Source organism: Streptomyces lydicus, assembly GCF_004125265.1.
Classification (GTDB): domain Bacteria; phylum Actinomycetota; class Actinomycetes; order Streptomycetales; family Streptomycetaceae; genus Streptomyces; species Streptomyces lydicus_C.
Window position 1 is genome coordinate 5,391,437 of record NZ_RDTE01000003.1, and the last position, 17,036, is coordinate 5,408,472.

At 70.1% G+C, this 17,036-nt stretch carries 14 protein-coding genes; 5 read left to right on the top strand and 9 right to left on the bottom strand.

The genetic code is table 11. The features are described from left to right. Positions 1-71 precede the first annotated feature (71 nt). Positions 72-584, bottom strand: a complete 513-nt coding sequence (locus D9V36_RS26285) for a stress protein (RefSeq protein WP_129295917.1) — start codon at positions 582-584, stop codon at positions 72-74. 417 nt (positions 585-1,001) lie between these two features. Between D9V36_RS26285 and D9V36_RS26290 the strand changes: the two genes are divergently transcribed. Continuing rightward, positions 1,002-2,942: an AfsR/SARP family transcriptional regulator gene (locus tag D9V36_RS26290; RefSeq protein ID WP_241721045.1), complete on the top strand. Its 1,941-nt coding sequence runs from the start codon at positions 1,002-1,004 to the stop codon at positions 2,940-2,942. Positions 2,943-2,997: 55 nt separating this feature from the next. On the opposite strand, the gene D9V36_RS26295 is transcribed toward D9V36_RS26290, so the two are convergent. After that, positions 2,998-3,840: a MerR family transcriptional regulator gene (locus tag D9V36_RS26295; RefSeq protein WP_431357699.1), complete on the bottom strand. Its 843-nt coding sequence runs from the start codon at positions 3,838-3,840 to the stop codon at positions 2,998-3,000. Between the two features lie 210 nt (positions 3,841-4,050). On the opposite strand from D9V36_RS26295, the gene D9V36_RS26300 reads away from it, so the two are divergent. The 3 genes from D9V36_RS26300 to D9V36_RS26310 are packed head-to-tail and all read left to right on the top strand — an operon-like array spanning position 4,051 to position 7,507. Then, entirely contained in the window at positions 4,051-5,583 is a 1,533-nt protein-coding gene (locus tag D9V36_RS26300; protein ID WP_129295918.1) for a flavin-containing monooxygenase, read from the top strand. Next, positions 5,580-6,575 carry an alpha/beta fold hydrolase gene (locus D9V36_RS26305; protein WP_129295919.1) on the top strand — a complete coding sequence of 332 codons (996 nt, stop codon included), beginning with the start codon at positions 5,580-5,582 and terminating at the stop codon, positions 6,573-6,575. The genes D9V36_RS26300 and D9V36_RS26305 overlap by 4 nt, the downstream gene beginning before the upstream one ends. Then, complete coding sequence (locus tag D9V36_RS26310; RefSeq protein ID WP_241721046.1) at positions 6,572-7,507, top strand: SDR family oxidoreductase; 936 nt, start codon at positions 6,572-6,574, stop codon at positions 7,505-7,507. Before D9V36_RS26305 ends, D9V36_RS26310 begins: the two co-directional genes overlap by 4 nt. Positions 7,508-7,804: 297 nt before the next feature. Here the strand turns inward: D9V36_RS26310 and D9V36_RS41105 are convergent, their stop codons facing one another. The 3 genes from D9V36_RS41105 to D9V36_RS26325 all read right to left on the bottom strand — a co-directional run bounded on the left by D9V36_RS41105 (position 7,805) and on the right by D9V36_RS26325 (position 12,558). Beyond that, positions 7,805-8,092: a hypothetical protein gene (locus tag D9V36_RS41105; protein WP_164993034.1), complete on the bottom strand. Its 288-nt coding sequence runs from the start codon at positions 8,090-8,092 to the stop codon at positions 7,805-7,807. A 158-nt stretch (positions 8,093-8,250) separates the two neighbouring features. After that, the gene (locus D9V36_RS26320; RefSeq protein WP_129295921.1) at positions 8,251-8,880 is read right to left on the bottom strand and encodes a hypothetical protein; all 630 of its coding nucleotides are present in this window, start codon (positions 8,878-8,880) and stop codon (positions 8,251-8,253) included. 231 nt (positions 8,881-9,111) lie between these two features. After that, complete coding sequence (locus D9V36_RS26325; protein WP_129298704.1) at positions 9,112-12,558, bottom strand: S41 family peptidase; 3,447 nt, start codon at positions 12,556-12,558, stop codon at positions 9,112-9,114. A 789-nt stretch (positions 12,559-13,347) separates the two neighbouring features. Between D9V36_RS26325 and D9V36_RS26330 the strand changes: the two genes are divergently transcribed. Then, positions 13,348-14,421, top strand: a complete 1,074-nt coding sequence (locus D9V36_RS26330; RefSeq protein WP_164993035.1) for a GDSL-type esterase/lipase family protein — start codon at positions 13,348-13,350, stop codon at positions 14,419-14,421. 114 nt (positions 14,422-14,535) lie between these two features. Here the strand turns inward: D9V36_RS26330 and D9V36_RS26335 are convergent, their stop codons facing one another. The 4 genes from D9V36_RS26335 to D9V36_RS26350 all read right to left on the bottom strand — a co-directional run bounded on the left by D9V36_RS26335 (position 14,536) and on the right by D9V36_RS26350 (position 16,846). Then, positions 14,536-15,093, bottom strand: a complete 558-nt coding sequence (locus D9V36_RS26335) for a hypothetical protein (protein ID WP_129295923.1) — start codon at positions 15,091-15,093, stop codon at positions 14,536-14,538. Between the two features lie 431 nt (positions 15,094-15,524). Next, on the bottom strand, positions 15,525-15,752 hold the full coding sequence (locus D9V36_RS26340) for a DUF397 domain-containing protein (protein ID WP_129295924.1): 228 nt from the start codon (positions 15,750-15,752) through the stop codon (positions 15,525-15,527). Next, complete coding sequence (locus D9V36_RS26345; protein ID WP_129295925.1) at positions 15,745-15,978, bottom strand: DUF397 domain-containing protein; 234 nt, start codon at positions 15,976-15,978, stop codon at positions 15,745-15,747. Before D9V36_RS26345 ends, D9V36_RS26340 begins: the two co-directional genes overlap by 8 nt. Next, positions 15,971-16,846, bottom strand: coding sequence for a helix-turn-helix domain-containing protein (locus D9V36_RS26350; RefSeq protein ID WP_241721047.1), 876 nt, complete (start codon positions 16,844-16,846; stop codon positions 15,971-15,973). Before D9V36_RS26350 ends, D9V36_RS26345 begins: the two co-directional genes overlap by 8 nt. Positions 16,847-17,036: the final 190 nt, after the last annotated feature.

Below are 17,036 nucleotides of genomic sequence, written 5' to 3' on the forward strand. Positions count from 1 at the left end.
CAGAAACGGCCCGCCGGGATGCGGCGGGCCGTCGTGCAGCGGGAGGCGTGGTCGGTGCTCCGGCCGGTGCCTCAGGCGATGCGGGAGAACTTCACGTAGCCGCCGTTGTCGGGACGCTCCCAGATGCCGCGGAAGGCCCAGTTGATGTAGCCGCCGTCGCCCTGGTTCGTGAACTCGCCGTCCTCGAAGATCCAGATGCCGTAGGTGACGCCGTCGTAGGTGGCCGAGCCGTACTGCTTCACGCCGTTGAGGTGGTCCTCGTACGGCTGGCTGAGGTTGTGGACCATGACGTTGTAGTGCTGGCCGCTCTCGTAGAACGCGGTCTCCATCAGGTTCTTGACGAAGCCTTCGCGGTTCTGGGCGGTCTTGACCGCGGCCTCGATCTTGTTGGCGATGCCGAGGACGTCGACGTTGAAGTTCACGTTGGCGTTGGCGCCGACGCTGACCGGCGACTCGCCCGCCGCGGCGGCGGCAGCGGCCGGGGCGGCCGACGCGGTCGCCGGGAAGGCGACGGCAGTGCCGCTCAGCGCCGCGCACAGCGCCGCGGCCGCAAGGCCCTTCTTCACGACAGTCTTGGTAACCATGGTTCTCCTCCATGTGTACGGGGATGCAGTCCTCTCCGGTCCCCGGGTGTGTCCCGGAGACCGGAGAGGCGGCCCGGGCAGCCGCTAGGGGATGGCCGCTGCGACCGGCACAGGAAGGATGTTTCGCGGCTTCGCTCATGAACCGCTCACATTGTGATCACGTACTTCGCAGGTGGTCCGCACATTTCACTGACTCTCCGTCAGTCCGCTTTCCGCGTCCACATAGTGAGAGCGAAAGGGGAAACGGAACTTTGCCTTCCCGTCGGTGGTCTTTTCTGGCAAAAGGGCGGTTTGCTGTGCGCGCATCGGCAGCATGAACTCGAGGGCACAATGGTTCAGTTGCGGCTACTGGGGCCGGTTGAAATCGAAGTGAACAATGGGCGGCTGCTGAGCCTGGGGGCGGGCCGATTGCGCACCGTGACCGCGATTCTGGTCAGCGAGGTCAATCGCGTGATCCCGGTGGGCAGGCTGATCGACCTGGCGTGGGACGCGGACCCGCCGGCCAGGGCGAAGGGCGTGGTCCACAATCATGTGCACCGCTTGCGGCAGTTGCTCGCCGGGCAGGCCGAAATCGCCACCCGCGGCGGGGGATACGTGCTGATCGCCGACCCGTGGGCGGTGGATGTCAACCGGTTCCGGGAGCTGGTGTCCAGCGCCCGTGAGGCCGAGCCGTGGACCGCCGTCGCGCAGCTGCGCCAGGCGCTCGGTCTGTGGCGTGGCGAGGCGCTGGCGGATGTGCCCGGCGACCGGGTCAGACGGACGCTGGGCGTCGGCCTGACCCAGGCGAGGGTGGCGGCGCTGCAGGAGCTCGGGGACAAGCTGCTGCTGCTCGGCAGATACGGGGAAGCGGTCACGGAGTTGACCGCCCATCTGGCGGAGCACCCGCTGCACGAGGAGCTGACGGCGCTGCTGATGCGTGCGCTGCAGGCGAGCGGCAGACAGGCCGAAGCCCTCGGCCACTACCACCGGACCAGACGGCACCTGAAGCACCAGCTGGGCATCGATCCCGGCCCCGCCCTCAACGAGACATATCTGGCGGTGCTCGACGGGAAGCCGGCGGCCGTGCCGCACTTCACCGGTCGTCCCCCGGCGGTCGGTCCCCGTCCCGCCGTGCCGCACACCGCCGACCGCCCGCCGCCCTCCGCCGGGCGGCAACTCCCGCCCTCCGCCGGGCGGCAACTCCCGCCCTCCGCCGGGCAACTCCCGCCCGCTGTACCGCATCCCGCCGCGCACCTCCCGTCCACCGCCCCGCCCTCCGCCGCGCACCTCCGGCCCGCCGCCCCCTCTCCCGTTGCCCAACTCCCGCCCGCCATCGCCGACTTCTGCGGCCGTACGAGGGAGAACGCCGCGCTGGACGAGACCCTGGACCGGATCCCGGGCCCGGGCTGTGTGGTGCTCGCGGGCGGGGGCGGGGCCGGCAAGACCACTCTGGCGGTGCACTGGGCGCACCGGGTCAAGGCCGAATTCCCCGACGGACAGCTCTTCGCCGACCTCCGGGGCTTCGAGCGTCCGCCGATGCGGCCGGGCACCGTTCTGGGGAGGTTCCTGCAGGCCCTGGGGGTGCCGGACGCGACGATCCCCGACTCCGAGACGGAGCGCTCGGCGCTCTACCGTTCGCTGCTCGCCGGGCGGCGGATGCTCGTGGTGCTGGACAACGCCGGGACGGCCGAGCAGGTGCGCCCCCTCCTGCCCGCGACGCCGGGCACGCTGGCGGTGGTGACCAGCCGGCGGCGGCTGAGCGGGCTGATGATCCGCGACGGGGCGGCGCTGGTCACGGTGGGTCCGCTGCCCGCGGACGACGCCCTGGAGCTGCTGGGGAGCGCGCTGGGACGGCAGCGCATCGCGGCGGAGGACGCCGCCGCCAGGGAACTCGTCGAGCGGTGCGACCGGCTGCCGCTGGCGCTGCGGATCGCCGCCGCACGGCTGATGGCGCACGTCGGCTGGTCGCTGGCGGACTGGACGAAGAAGCTGGCCGATGAGCGGCACCGGCTGTGCGAGCTGGCCGCGGCCGATCCGGACCTGTCCGTGGAGGCCGGTCTGTCGCTCAGCTACCGCGCACTGTCGAGTGGTGCGGCCCGGCTGTTCCGGCTCCTCGGGCTCGTCCCCGGCCCGGACGTGGAGGTCCATGCCGCCGCCGCGCTGGCCGGACAGGACCTGCCGCGCACCCGCCGGCATCTCGCCGAGCTGTGCGAGGCGCACCTCCTCGAAGAGCAGGCCGGGGGCCACTTCGCGCGGACCGGGCTGGTGCGCATCTACGCCGGGAGGCTCGTCGCGTCCGAGGAGCCGCCGGCCGACCGGGACCTCGCCCTGCGGCGCCTGTCCGACCATGCGGCCGGGGTGTGGACGGGGCCTGGGTGAGCCGCGACCGCCCGGCCGGGCGCGCTCAATCCCCATCCTGTCCCTGCCTGTTGCCTCATTCCCCCTCCCCCTCCCCCTCCCCGTCCCCGTCCTGCCCCTGCTCCTGCCCGTGCTCCCGCAGCCACGTCGCCAGCTCCGCCCGGACGCGGCGGTCCACGGCCATGGAGAGTTCGGCATCGACCACGCCCTTGGCGAGCGGGCGGAACCTGTCGATGGTCTCGGCGATGCGGTCGACCTCGTCGGGGCCGGGGGGCTCGTCCGCCGAGGTGCGGGTGTGGGCGTCGGAGAGGAGGTGGGTGCGGATGAGGCGCGCGAAGATGACGGCGAGGGCGTCGGCGTGGGCGCGCACCTGGCGGCCGGCTTCGAGGACGTCGGCCAACGGGATGCCCCGGTCCACGAGTTCGGTCGAGGCATCCAGCAGGCGGCGGCTGATGTGGACGAACTCGTCGCCGTCGACGGCCAGATAGCCGATGTCCAGGGACGTGGTCAGGTTCTCGGGGGTGATGTCCTCGCTGAAGTGGTCGGCGAGTTCTTCGGGGGTGAGGCGGACGGGCGTCTCCTCGGACCAGGGCGCCACCAGGGTGTCGTCCAGGCCCAGCAGTTCGCGCACATCGCGTCCGGTGTCGAAGGCCGAGAGGAGGTCGGCGATGCCGCCGAGGGTGTGGCCGCGCTCCAGGAGGGCACCGATGGTGCGCAGGCGGGCGAGGTGGTGCTCGTTGTACCAGGCGATCCGGCCCTCGCGGCGCGGCGGCGGGATGAGCTTGCGCTCGCGGTAGAAGCGCAGCGTACGGACCGTGATGCCGGCTTCCCTGGCCAGGTCGGCCATGCGCAGTTCGCGCGCCGGGGGGTGTGCTGCCGCTTCCGTGCGCGCGTCCTCGGGTTTCTCGTTCGCTGCCACGGGCTCAGCCTATGCCCGGGGGTACGGCACGGGGCCGGGACGGAAGCCGGCGGCAACTTCCTGCCGCCCGACCCCTACCGCTCGGTACGCGGCTGCCCTACGCTCCAACCGTGCCAGTGATTGCTGGCGCAATGAGGTGGGCGACGGTGGCGCCGGACCTCACGGCACCGAAGATGGCAGTGAAGTACGTCGAACTCGGGAGGCGGCGCAATGGCCGAGCGCGAGCGCAGGCATGTGCGGGTTGCGGTGATCGGATCGGGGTTCGGGGGTCTAGGCGCGGCGGTCAGGCTGCGGCGCGAGGGGATCACCGACTTCGTCATCCTGGAGCGGGCCGGGGCGGTGGGCGGCACCTGGCGGGACAACAGTTATCCGGGATGCGCCTGCGATGTCCCCTCGCACCTGTACTCCTTCTCCTTCGCGCCCAACCCGGAGTGGCCGCGGAACTTCTCCGGGCAGCCGCACATCCGCGCGTACCTGGAGCGGGTCACCGACACCTTCGGCCTGCGCCCGCACCTCCGCCTCAACTCGGAGGTGCACAGCCTGCGCTGGGACACCGAGGCGCTGCACTGGGAGCTGGAGACGGCCGGCGGACCGCTGACCGCAGATGTGGTGGTCTCGGCGACCGGGCCGCTGTCGGACCCCAAGCTTCCCGACGTACCCGGGCTGGACACCTTCCCCGGCAAGGTCTCGCACTCCGCCCGCTGGGACCACGACTACGACCTGCGGGGCAAGCGCGTCGCAGTGATCGGTACGGGTGCCTCGTCGATCCAGATCGTGCCGGCTATCCAGCCGGATGTGGCACGCCTGACGCTCTTCCAGCGCACCCCGCCCTGGGTACTGCCGCGCGCCGACCGCAAGATCAGCGCGGCCGAGAAGTGGCTGCACACCAAGGTGCCCGCGACCCGGGCGGCCCGCCGCGGCCTGCTCTGGGGCCTGCGGGAACTGCAGGTCAGCGCCTTCACCAAGCGCCCCAACGAGCTGGGGCTGGTCGAGCTTCTGGCCCGGAACCATATGAAGAAGGCCGTCAAGGATCCGGCGCTGCGGGCCGTGCTGACCCCCGACTACCGCATCGGCTGCAAGCGGATCCTGCTCTCCAACACCTATTACCCGGCCCTGGCGCAGCCCAATGCGGACGTGGTCGCCGCGGGGCTGAAGGAGGTGCGCGGCAGCACCCTGGTGGGGGCCGACGGGAGCGAGGTGGAGGCCGACGCGATCATCTTCGGCACCGGGTTCCATGTGACGGACCTGCCGATCGCCCAGCGGGTGACCGGCGTCCACGGGACGACGCTGGCCGAGGAGTGGAAGGGCGGCATGGAGGCGCTGCGCGGCACCAGCGCGGCCGGCTTCCCCAACTTCCTCACCGTCATCGGGCCCAACACCGGCCTCGGCAACAGCTCGATGATCCTGATGATCGAGGCGCAGCTGAACTACCTGGCCGACTTCATGCGCCAGCTGGACGTGCTCGGCGGAAAGATCGCCCTCGACGCCCGGCCGTCCGCCGTGCAGCAGTGGAACGACAAACTCCAACAGCGGATGGCGCGCACGGTGTGGAACACCGGCGGCTGCAACAGCTGGTATCTGGACGCCAACGGCCGCAACACCACCGTCTGGCCGGGGACGACCGGGGAGTTCAAGAAGGTCACCCGGCAGGTCGACCTCGCGGAGTACGAGGTGCTGCGGCCACCGTCCGGCCGGCCCGGCGACCGGACCGCCGCCGGCCCGCGCACGGAGGTGGTCGCATGAGCCGCCGGCCCGGACACGTCACCACCGGCCCGTACGCGCCGCCGGTGCCCCGTACGACGCTGACCGTCACCTCGGCCGACGGCGCCCGGCTGTACGCCGAAATCCACGGCCCGAAGGACGCCCCGGCCGTCGTGCTGGCGCACGGCTGGACCTGCTCGACCGCCTTCTGGGCGCCGGTCGTCCGCGACCTGGCCGCCGAGCACAAGGTCGTCGTCTACGACCAGCGCGGTCACGGCCGCAGCCCCGCCGCAGGGCCGGCCGGCCACAGCACCCGTGCGCTCGCCGACGACCTGGTGGCCGTACTGGACGCCACCCTGCGGCCGGACGAACGCGCCGTGCTGGGCGGCCACTCCATGGGCGGTATGACGATCATGGCCGCCGCCGGACGGCCGCAGCTGCGCGAGCGGGCCGCCGCCGCACTGCTGTGCAGCACCGGAATGGCCGATCTGCCCGCCGAATCACGGGTGTTCCCGCTGCGCGGCCCGCAGGGCCGGCGCCGTGCGCACCGGCTGATGCTGCACTCCAAGGCGCCGCTCGGCCCCGTATCGCCCCTCGCCAAACGCGCCCTGAGGTACGCCACCATGGGCCCCGGCGCCACCGCCGCGCAGATCGAGGCCTGTGCGCGCATCGTGCACGCCTGCCCGCCCGGGGTGCGGGCCCACTGGGGCCGGGTGCTGGCCGGACTCGAACTGACCGGAGAGGTCAGCCGGCTGGAGCTGCCGACCGCGGTCATCGCGGGCACCGCCGACCGGCTCACCCCGCTCGTGCACGCCCGTCGGCTGGCCTCCGTCCTCCCCGACTGCCTCGGTCTGACCGAGCTGCCGGGCCGGGGACACATGACGCCGGTCGAGGACCCCGGCGCGGTCGCCGGCCGGCTGCGCGAGCTCGTCGGGGACCACCTGCGGCCGGCGGGGGGCGGCACCGATTGCGCAGAGTCCGCCGCCGCCGAAGTCCCCCGCCCCGCACGGCAGAAGAAGGAGAAGTCGGCATGAGCGCGAGCGCGAACAAGAGCCGGAGCGGGAGCGGGAGCGGGAGCCGGAGCGGGGGCGGGGCCGGGATCCTGGAAGGCCAGGTCGTCGTCGTCACCGGCGCGGCCCGTGGGGTCGGTGCGCTGCTGGCCCGCAAGCTGTCGGCGCGCGGGGCGACGCTGGCGCTGGTCGGTCTGGAGCCGGACGAGCTGCGGGGCGTCGCGGCCTCGCTGCACGGTCCGGCGCACCACTGGCACGCCGATGTCACCGACCACGAGGCGATGGCCCGGGTGGCGGGCGAGGTCAAGGACCGCTTCGGGAAGGTCGATGTGGTCGTCGCCAATGCCGGGGTGGCGACCGGCGGCCCGTTCGCCGACTCCGACCCGGACTCCTGGCGGCGGGTCATCGAGGTGAACCTCATCGGCGGCGCGGTCACCGGCCGCGCCTTCCTCCCCGCCCTCATGGCGTCCCGCGGCTACTTCCTGCAGATCGCCTCGCTGGCCGCGATCACCCCGGCGCCGATGATGACCGCCTATTGCGCCTCCAAGTCGGGCGTCGAGGCCTTCGCGCACAGCCTGCGCGCCGAGGTCGGCCACAAGGGCGTACGGGTCGGGGTCGGCTATCTGAGCTGGACCGACACCGATATGGTGCGCGGCGCCGACCAGGACGAGGTGATGCGTGAGCTGCGCTCCCGGCTGCCGTGGCCGTCGAACAAGACCTATCCGCTGGGCCCCGCCGTCGACCGGATCGTCGCGGGCATCGAGCGCCGTTCCGCGCATGTCTACGGGCAGTGGTGGCTGCGCGGGATGCAGTCGGTCCGCGGGTATCTGCCCTCGCTGATCGGGTCGGTGGGCCAGCGTGAGGTACGGCGGTTCGGCGACCGGCTGGACGGTTTGCGGATCGGCCTGGTGGGTGCCGGCGGCGAGGCGGACGAGAAGGCGCGGGCGGGCCGGTGAACCGGTGCCCGGCGGGCCGACCGGTGACCGGGACCTGGCGGGCGGACAGGTGAACCGGGCGGCGAACGGCCGGCGAGAAGTCCCTGAGATGCCCCTGAGGTGTCCCTGAGACGCCCCTGAGCTGCACCGGAGCCGCCCCTGAGCCGCCCCTGAGCGGCCGGTCAGCGCCTGCCGAGTGCGCGGGTGCGCGGCTGATGCGCAACCCTCGGACGTCACGGAGTGTAGTCATCCGTGATCGAAATGCGAGCAATGTCCGGGCGTGTCACGCTGAACGGGGCCCAACCCCCCTACACCCCACTAGGAGTGAACAGCATGGGCATCAAGGACCAGTTCCAGGACAAGGCCAACGAGCTCAAGAACCAGGCGCAGAACGCCCGGAGCGACGCTCGCGAGCAGGGTCACGAGCGCGGCGGTCAGCGTCAGGACCGTGAGCACGGCGGTCAGCGCCAGGACCAGGAGCGTGGCGGCCAGCGTCAGGGCGGCGGCCAGGACCGTGGCCAGCAGCCGCGGGACCGTGGCCAGCAGGCCGGCCGTCCCGCCCAGGAGGCGATGGACGCCGCCGAGGGCCGCTTCCAGAGCTGACACGGCTCGTCCTGAAACCTCACGCGCGGCGGCGTACGCGCCATGCGTGAAGGGGCGCACCCGGTCGACCGGGTGCGCCCCATCGCATTGTCAGCTGACGGCCAGGCGGCTGATGACCAGGCGGCTGACGGTCAGGCGACTGGCGGTCAGACGACTGACGGTCAGGCGACGACCTTGAGCTTCGTCGGCCAGCCGTACTCCCCGGCCTTGTCGAAGAGGTTCCCGATGTCGGTCGGCTTCAGCTTGATGCAGCCCAGTGAGCGGTAGTCATCGGCGCTGTCCCAGCGGTAGGGGTTGTCCTTGCCGGGCTCGGCGGACGCCTGGCTGCCCTCGGGCCACATCTCGCTGTGCACGAACAGCTCGGCGCGCGTGGTCCGGCCGTTCTCGCACACCTTGTCCTGGACGTGTATCACCTTCCCGTTGACCCCTTCGTCCCCGCCGTTGTAGTGGGCGTCGTGGGCCAGCACCTGGTAGGTGCCGTTCGGCAGCCAGCCCTGCGAACTGGCGCACTCGTCCTTGCCGTTCCGGCCGCCGTCGCCGGAGCCCGCACGGTACTTGGCGAGCACCGTGTCACGGGCGCCGGGAATGCTCTGCATCAGGGAAAGGGCCGACTTTCCGGGGTCGCTCTGGTTCTTGTCGAAGTAGAGGTACGTGCCATCGGCCGCGGCCTTCCCTGCGGTCCGCTGGGACGCCGGCTGGGCGGCCAGCGCGGGGGCGGCTTGGGTGGCGACCAGGCCGCCGGTCAGGGTCAGCGCGGCGGCCAGCGGGGCGATCCGTCGACGGATTCCCATCGGTGTATCTCCGTTGAGGTGGGGGGCGTTGGCGGGGCCCGTGGAGAGGCCCCGGCCGGGAAGAGTACGTCCCTCATGTGATGGGTCCGTGACAGCGAAGCGGCCCGGCTTTTAGCTGTCCGGGCAGGTCAGAGCGCTGTCGAGGTCGGCGGTGGCTGAGGTGTTGACGTCGGCTGGGCGGCAGTTGAACAGGGGGTAACGGCACTGATTCCGGGCCGGACCGACGTACCGTCAGGCCCCCGCCGCCCCCTCCGCGCCCCCACTCCGCGGCGGCAGCGGCGGCCGCCGCAGGTCCGGCGCGTCCGACAGGTCCGGAGGGGCCGACGCCGGATGCCGCTCCAGCAGCTCCAGCACCGTGCGCACCGCGACGCCCAGCTGCGGATGCCGGCCCTCCGCCCAGTGCAGCGGCGAGCGCAGCGCCTCGATGTCGACCTCGACGCCGTGGTTCTCCACGCCCCACCCATAGAGCCGGAACCATGCGGCGTTCATCGGGACGGTGATCGCGGTGCCGTCGGCGAGCCGGTGCCGGCCGGTCATCCCGACCACCCCGCCCCAGGTCCGCATGCCGACCACCGGGCCGATGCCCAGGAGCTTGAAGGCCGCGGTGATCATGTCGCCGTCGGACGAGGTCATCTCGTCGGCGACCGCCACCACCGGCCCGCGCGGGGCGTTGCTGGTGTACGAGACGGGCTCGGCGTCGCGGGTCAGGTCCCAGCCCATGATGGTGCGGGTCAGTTTCTCGATCACCAGCTCGGAGATATTGCCGCCCGCGTTGCCCCGTACGTCCACGATCAGCGCGGGCCGGGAGACCTCCATCCGCAGATCGCGGTTGAACTGCGCCCAGCCGGAACCGCCCATGTCGGGGATGTGCAGATAGCCGCACCTGCCGCCGCTCAACTCCCGTACCACGGCGCGGCGTTTGGCCACCCAGTCCTGGTAGCGCAGCGGCCGTTCGTCGACCAGCGGGACCACCGCCACCCGGCGCGGCGGGCCCTCGCCCTCCGGCGGGGAGAAGGTGAGCTCCACGGTGGTGCCGCCGGCCGCGGCCAGCAGCGGATACGGGCCGGTCACCGGGTCCACCCCGCGCCCGTCGACATGGGTCAGCGCCGAGCCCTCACGGATGCCCGTACCGGCCAGCGGGGACCGGGCCTTGGAGTCCGAGGACTCGCCGGGCAGGATCCGGGTCACCACCCAATGGCCGTCGCGGCACACGAGGTTGGCGCCGAGCAGGCCCATGGCGCGCTGGTAGTGCGGCGGCCCCTCGTTGCGCCGGGCGCCCACGACATAGGCGTGCGACGTGCCCAGTTCGCCCATCACCTCGCGCAGCAGATCGGCGAACTCGTCCGGGGAGGCGACCCGTTCGAGCAGCGGCCGGTACTGCGTGAGCACCGCGTCCCAGTCGAGGCCGCACATCTGCGGGTCCCAGAAGTAGGCCCGGGTGATCCGGCCCGCCTCGTCGAACGCCTGGTGCCACTCCGCCACCGGATCGACATCGTGCAGGATGCGCCGCAGGTCCAGGAAGACCGTCGAGTCGCTGTCCGGCGACTCGGTCGCGGGCACCGCGCGCAGGTCGCCCTCGTCGTTGACGACCAGCCGCGTGCCGTCGCCGCTGAGCGCGAACGCGTCCAGCGAGCTGGTGAGTTCGGTGCGCCGCGCCTTGGTCAGATCGAAGTGTTCGAGGGTGGGCCGGCCCGAGGTGTCGGCAGGGTTGGCGAAGGTCTCGCCCAGCGCGCCGGAGATCGGCCAGCGCAGCCAGACCAGCCCGCCGCCGCTGACCGGTTCCAGGGAGGAGTACTTGGACGCGGCCACCGGGAACGGGGTGACGCGGTTCTCCAGCCCCTCCACCTCCACCAGCACCGGCCCCTCGCCGGACGGCGGAGGAATCTCGTCCGGGTCCAGACCACCCGCCGCGGGCCTGCCCTCCGGCGACAGCGCGAAGGGCGAGGGGGTCGCCGACGAGAGCGGTACGAGGTACGGGCGGCAGCCCAGCGGGAACGACAGATCGCCGGTGTGCACGTCGTAGACCGGGTCGAAGCCGCGCCAGGACAGGAACGCCAGATAGCGGCCGTCGCGGGTGAACACCGGCTGCTCGTCCTCGAACCGGCCGTTGGTGACGTCCACGATGTGCCCGTCGGACAGCCGGGCCATCTTGATCTGCCGCAGCGTCCGGCCGATGCCGGGGTGCGACCAGGTCAGCCAGCGCGAGTCCGGCGAGAACGCCAGATCGCGGACCGGGCCGTTGGCGGAGCGAATCAGCTCGGTGACACCGCCACCGGGTCCCGCGGCCGTCTCCGTGGCCGTCCCCACGTCTCCTGCCTCAACCTCCCCTGCCCCAACGTCCCCCGCGCCCTCCCCGGTCTCCCCTTCCCCGGCCGTTTCTCCTCCGGCTGTCCCTTCCCCGGCCGTCCCTGCCCCGCTCGTCCCTTCCTCCGGCCGGGATACATCCACCAGCAGCAGCCTGCCGTCATGGGAGGCCACCGCCAGCCGCTCCCCGTCCGGTGCGGAGCTCATCTCGTGGACCCGGCCCAGCTCACCGGCGGCCAGCCGGCGCGGTTCGCCCGGCGCGCCGGCCCGCGGCAGGTTGGTGATCTCGATGGCGTCCTCGCCCTCGGCATCGGTGAGGTACGCGATCCGGCCGGTGGAGCCCAGCATTTCGGGGAGCCGGACCCGTACGCCCGGGGTGTCGTGAATCGTGCGGGCCGGGCCGTCGCGGTGGGTGAGCCAGTACAGGCTGCCGCGTACGCCGACCGCGCTGGCCCGCCCGGTGGTGTCCACCGCGAGCCCGGTGACGTGCGAGGCGGCCGGCACCTGGTAGGTCCGCCGGCCGGCCCGCGGACCGCCCAGGCGTACGGCCAGCTTGCGCGGTACGGCCTGCGGGCTCAGATCGTCGATCAGCCAGAGGTCACCGGCGCACTGGTAGACGATCCGCGAGCCGTCGCTGGAGGCGTGCCGGGCGTAGAAGTCGGCGTGGTCGGTGTGCCGGCGCAGGTCGGTGCTGTCGGGAAGGCAGGAGTAGACGTTGCCGGTGCCCTCGTGGTCGGAGAGGAACGCGACCCGGCCGCCGACGAACATCACCGAGTCGAGGTGCCCGTACAGATCCGGCAGCAGCCGGGTGCCGTGCAGCCACATCCGCCCCATCGCACCGCCCCGGTAGCGCTTCCAGGAGGCGGGCTCGTGCGGCGGTTTGCCGCTCAGCAGCAGGGTGCGGTGCTCCCCTTCGACGTCGGCGACCGCGATATCGGAGACCGGCCCCCAGGGCAGTTTGCCGCCGGGGCTGCCGTCGGTGGGCAGGCTGTAGGCCCACGAGTAGTACGAGAACGGCTGGCCGTGCGAGGAGACCGCGAGGATGTGCGGCTGCCCCTCGTGGTCGGGCGGCGTCCACCCGCAGACCCGGGCATCCGTGCTGCCCCAGTACGTGAGCCGCCGGGCCGGGCCGCCGTCGACCGGCGCGAGATGGACCTCCGGATCGAGGCTGCGCCAGGTGGTGAAGGCGATGTGCCTGCCGTCGGGGGAGAAGCGGGGATGGCCGACCCGGGTACGGTCCACGGTCAGCCGCCAGGCACGCCCGGGCTCCTCGCCCTCCGGGGCGATCGGAGCGATCCACAGATCGTCCTCGGCGGCGAAACAGAGCAGGTCACCCTGCAGATGCGGATACCGCAGATACGCACCGCCGGACACTCCCGGCGGCCCCGTGGCGCGCGGCTCCCGGCCCAGCCGCCCACGGGCCTTGTCCCGACGCAGCCGCCCGCGGGCCTTGGCGGGGTCCGACTCCGGGCGCGGCCCGACGTCCTCGGGTGCATCGCTCACCCAACCATCGTTCCGGGAGGGGGGAGCGGGGGCAAGTCGGCCTGTGTGAGGTGTGCACGGGTTGTCGAGTCGGACATCGCGGTGGTGGCGGAAATCCGCGGGCGGATATTCGCCACCTGTTCCGTCTGTCGCGGCATCGCGGTCGGCTGCCGGGCCGACGTTATCGCTGGACAGTAGCCGTCCGACTGGCCCGTGGCGGCGCCGTCGGCCATCCGTCGGGTTCTCGGGGAGCCGGAAAAGGCCCGTCGGTCGCCGGGACCGGATCATCAAATAAATGATTCCGCGCCACGCTTTTCCAGTTCCGCATTACATAAATCTGGCCCGAAACTCCGCTCTCCCCATCAATATGGCGGCGTACCGTGGATCCGCCGCTCGGGTCATTGCCGGAGAAGGCACCTACGGATGCAGGGGGAAGCCGTGCAGGATGCCATGAGCTCTGGCCGCCGAAAGAATTCTCGCCTCGCATGGTGCACCCATCGCAAAGCCCGTGCGCTAACGGTGGTCGCTGCACTCCTGCCGGTCTGCCTGGCGGCATCGTCGGTCGATTCGTCAGCGACATCGACCGGGTCGGGCGGCCCCAGGGCAAAGCCCACGGCAATCGTATCGCTCGGCGACAGCTTTATCTCGGGAGAGGGGGGAAGGTGGCAAGGTAACGTCGATATGGCGTACAGCCAGACGGACAGCATGTTCGGAACGGACCGTGCCACCGTATGCGACTCCGGTGGCTGCCGGAAAGATCCGAACCGGGTGTATGTGGACGGGTCATACCTGGATCCGACGACCGGAAAGGAGAACGGCTGTCACAGATCGGATGTCGCGGAGATCATGCAGTCGAACATCTCCGTGGATCGCAAGTTCAATCTTGCCTGCTCCGGTGCAGTGACCGGCAACATCCTGCCCGCGGCGGCCGGCGGCACGTCCTTCAAAGGGGAGTGGCCCCAGGCGGACCAGCTGCGAGACCTCGCAAGAACATACGACATCAAGCTGGTTCAGATCTCCATCAGCGGAAATGATCTCGGATTCAGCGACATCATCGGTAGCTGCATCAAGAGATTTCTTTCCAATCCGGTCGGGCAGTACTGCTGGAAAGTCTATGACTGGGACCTCAAGGAAAAATTGAGGAGAGAAGTCCCGGACAAGGTAAAAAATGTGATTGATCAGGTTCGCAGAGTGATGCGGGAGACGGGGCACCCGGACGGCTCCTACGCATTGGCGATGCAGTCGTACCCGTCGCCGGTTCCACTGTCCTCCGGCTACCGCTACTCACAAGGCGTGAGCTTCACCTCCAGCCGCTACAGTCCAGGCGGATGCCCCTTCTACAACGAGGACACCAATTGGGCGCGCCTGGACGTGGTGAAGGGCATCGCCGACATGCTGGAGGGCGTCGCGGCGGAGAAGAACGTCCACTATCTGGATCTCCAGTGGGCTTTCGATGGTCACGAGGTCTGCGCCAAGGGAGTTCGTCATGCCAGGGCCGGTGACACGCTGGCCAGTCCCATTCCCAGCCGGGACGCGGAGTGGATGCGCTTTCTGTCCGCGGGTATTTCTCACGCGCAAGGGCAGGTAGAGGAGTCCTTCCACCCGAACTCCTATGGCCAGAAGGTGCTGGGAAAGTGCCTGAAGGATTTCTACGACCTGACAAGCCCCACGGGACGCCGCATCGAGTACACGTGTCTGAACAGCCGGGGTCAAGGAGTGGAGGGCATGCATCTGAAGCCCCTGAGCCGTCCTTGATCCTTCGTATTGGCGGTCTGCCGGGTAACCCGGCAGACCGTTTCTTGACTGCTCACCCTGTGGTGGCGGCTTTGCTGCCGGAGATGATCGCAGGCAGCGAAAACCACGGCTGATCTATCCCAGGGTGACCCTGGCGTACTGGTAGTAGGTCTGACCGTTCTCGTCTCCGTTGTGCTGCCGGCCGACCATGACTTCTTCCGGGCCTGCCTTCGAGTGGCTGGAACTTTCCCGCTGGCCCGCGGTCCAGCGGTAGGAGGTCAGGTGTACATTCCGCCCCTGCCAGCTCATCGAGGCGGTCGCATACCTCGTCTGACCGTTCTCGTCCCCGCTGTGCTGCCGGCCGGACAGGGCCATATTGGGCGGCGGAGCGGAGAAGAACGATCCGCTTTCCTTCTGGGAGCTGCTCCAGGTCGGCCCACTCACCTGGACGAGCTCGTCGTGGATGAGGACGAATCCGCAGTAGTACGTGGTGTTGCCGTTCTCGTCACCACTGTGTGACCGGCCGATCAGGACCTGATAAGCCGGGCACTCGACGGGAGTTCCGGCCGACTCCCGCACCGTTCTGGTGTAGCCGTCGATGACGACGACGTCCGCCCTCGGGGCAGCGCTCGCTTCGGTGGCCGATACCGTGCCGAGTCCCACGGACAGGAGGCCGGCGCTCGCAAGTGCCAAGGTACGTCTGCTGATTCGCGACAACTGACTCACGGGTTTCCTTTCACATGCGTCGTACGCGATGTGTGCCGGGGCAGGTTATTTCCTGACAAGGGGAACAGTCAGCAGACAGATTCCGGCCATAGCGGCCCGTATTGCACGACCGTTTACCCTATAAACATTCCACTGGAGTGCCTGAAGCCTGAATGCGTGGGCATCGGGCACGTCCGAGCGGGCCCGGGGCGGCGTGCTCCCACACGGCCTTCGAAGGCGTCGGCTCGGGTGCATCGGGTCGCCATGGCGGAGCTGGAGTACACGACTTGACTGCGCTTTGGCCCGAGGCGGCCACCGCAAATCGAGGTACGGAACCCGGTCCTCACGTGGCGAAGGGGGCCTCCCACCGACGGGAGACCCCCTTCGCCACGAGCCGTCTGTCCCGGCACGCTGAGACGTCACACCGGGCGGCCGCCGGCCGAGGCCCCTCGCACTTCGTCGACGAACGCCGTGAAGGCTGCCGCCGGGAATGCCAATGCGGGGCCGTCCGGGGCTTTGGAGTCGCGGACGGCGACCCATGCTCTGGCACGTGCGACTTCCACGCACTCGTTGTTGGCGGCGCTGTAGCTGCTCTTGTGCCAGGCGGAGGCCGGAATGTCGCTCCGGAACGGCAGGCGATCAGTCATGGATCAGCCCTGGTGTGCCGTTGTGCCGCACCTCGTTGAGGAACGCCGCGAACGCCGCAACCGGGAATTCCAGCGCGGGCCCACCCGGGGCCTTGGAGTCTCGGATGGCGACCCGCTTCCCGGCATGTGCGACCTCTAGGCATGCGTTGCCTTCGCCGCCGCTGTAACTGCTCTTGAACCAAGTGGGAGCCGGTACTTCTATGCCGGACAGTGGGCGATCAGTCATGAGACAGCTCCTGTCGTACTTTGGTCAGCAGCCGCAACGACGCCGAGGTGTCGGCTGCTTGTGAGCGAAGGTAGTCGAAGGTGAGCTTATAACCGGACACGTCTTCGGCTTCATCGAGATAAAGCCCGCGTCGACGCATCTCGATGTAGACCACGGCCATGGAGTTGAGCGGGTTCCGTTCGTCGTTCCTGCCGAGGATGACGAAGTCGCCCGCGCCTGCCGCATGGGCGCCAGCGCTGAAAGGCAGGATCTGGATCTCAACCGTGGGGCTCTGCGCCATCTCGTAGAGGTGGTCCAACTGCTGGGCCATCACCGTTGAGTTGCCGACGGCCCGGCGGATAACGGCTTCATCCAACACAGCCCACACGTGCAGCGGAGGCTCCCGTCGAAGGATGCCCTGGCGCTGAATCCGGGCGTCCACCATCCGCTCGATCACATCGTTCGGGCTGCGCACCTCGCGCGCCTGATGGATGGCGAGGGCGTACTCCCGCGTCTGCAGCAGACCAGGGATGACGGTGTTGGCGCAGAGGTGCTCGTACTCGGCTTCGTGCTCGAAGGACACCAGCGGGTCCATCCATTCCGGCACCGCGCTGTTTCCGACCCACCAGCCGTCGGTCTGGGTCCGCGCGACTCGGACCAGGGCGTCGCGTTCACTCGCAGAAGCGTCACAGGCGTCGGCGATCGCCTTCACCGTGGCCCACCGGATCCTGGCGCGGTCCTGCCACATCTCGTAACGGCTCACTGTCGCCTTGCTGACCCCAGCCCGCTCGGCGACCTGTGTTTGAGTCAAGCCGCATCGCTCGCGCAACGAGATCAAGCCACGGGCGATCTGCATGCGCCCTGCCGGTCCTGTGAGTGTCGCGGTCATCCCCACCCCTTCCTCCTCGCTCGCCATTCGCTGTCACGCTCGGCGACGGCCCAACACGGCGAGCGTACGCAGCCATTGGCCGACACGGGCACCCTCGGATTGCTCGTCACCCACATTGATGAACTCCATTTATGAGTCCGCTATTCATTGGAATCCAATGGCAGTCTTCTTGCGATGTATCGATGCTGAC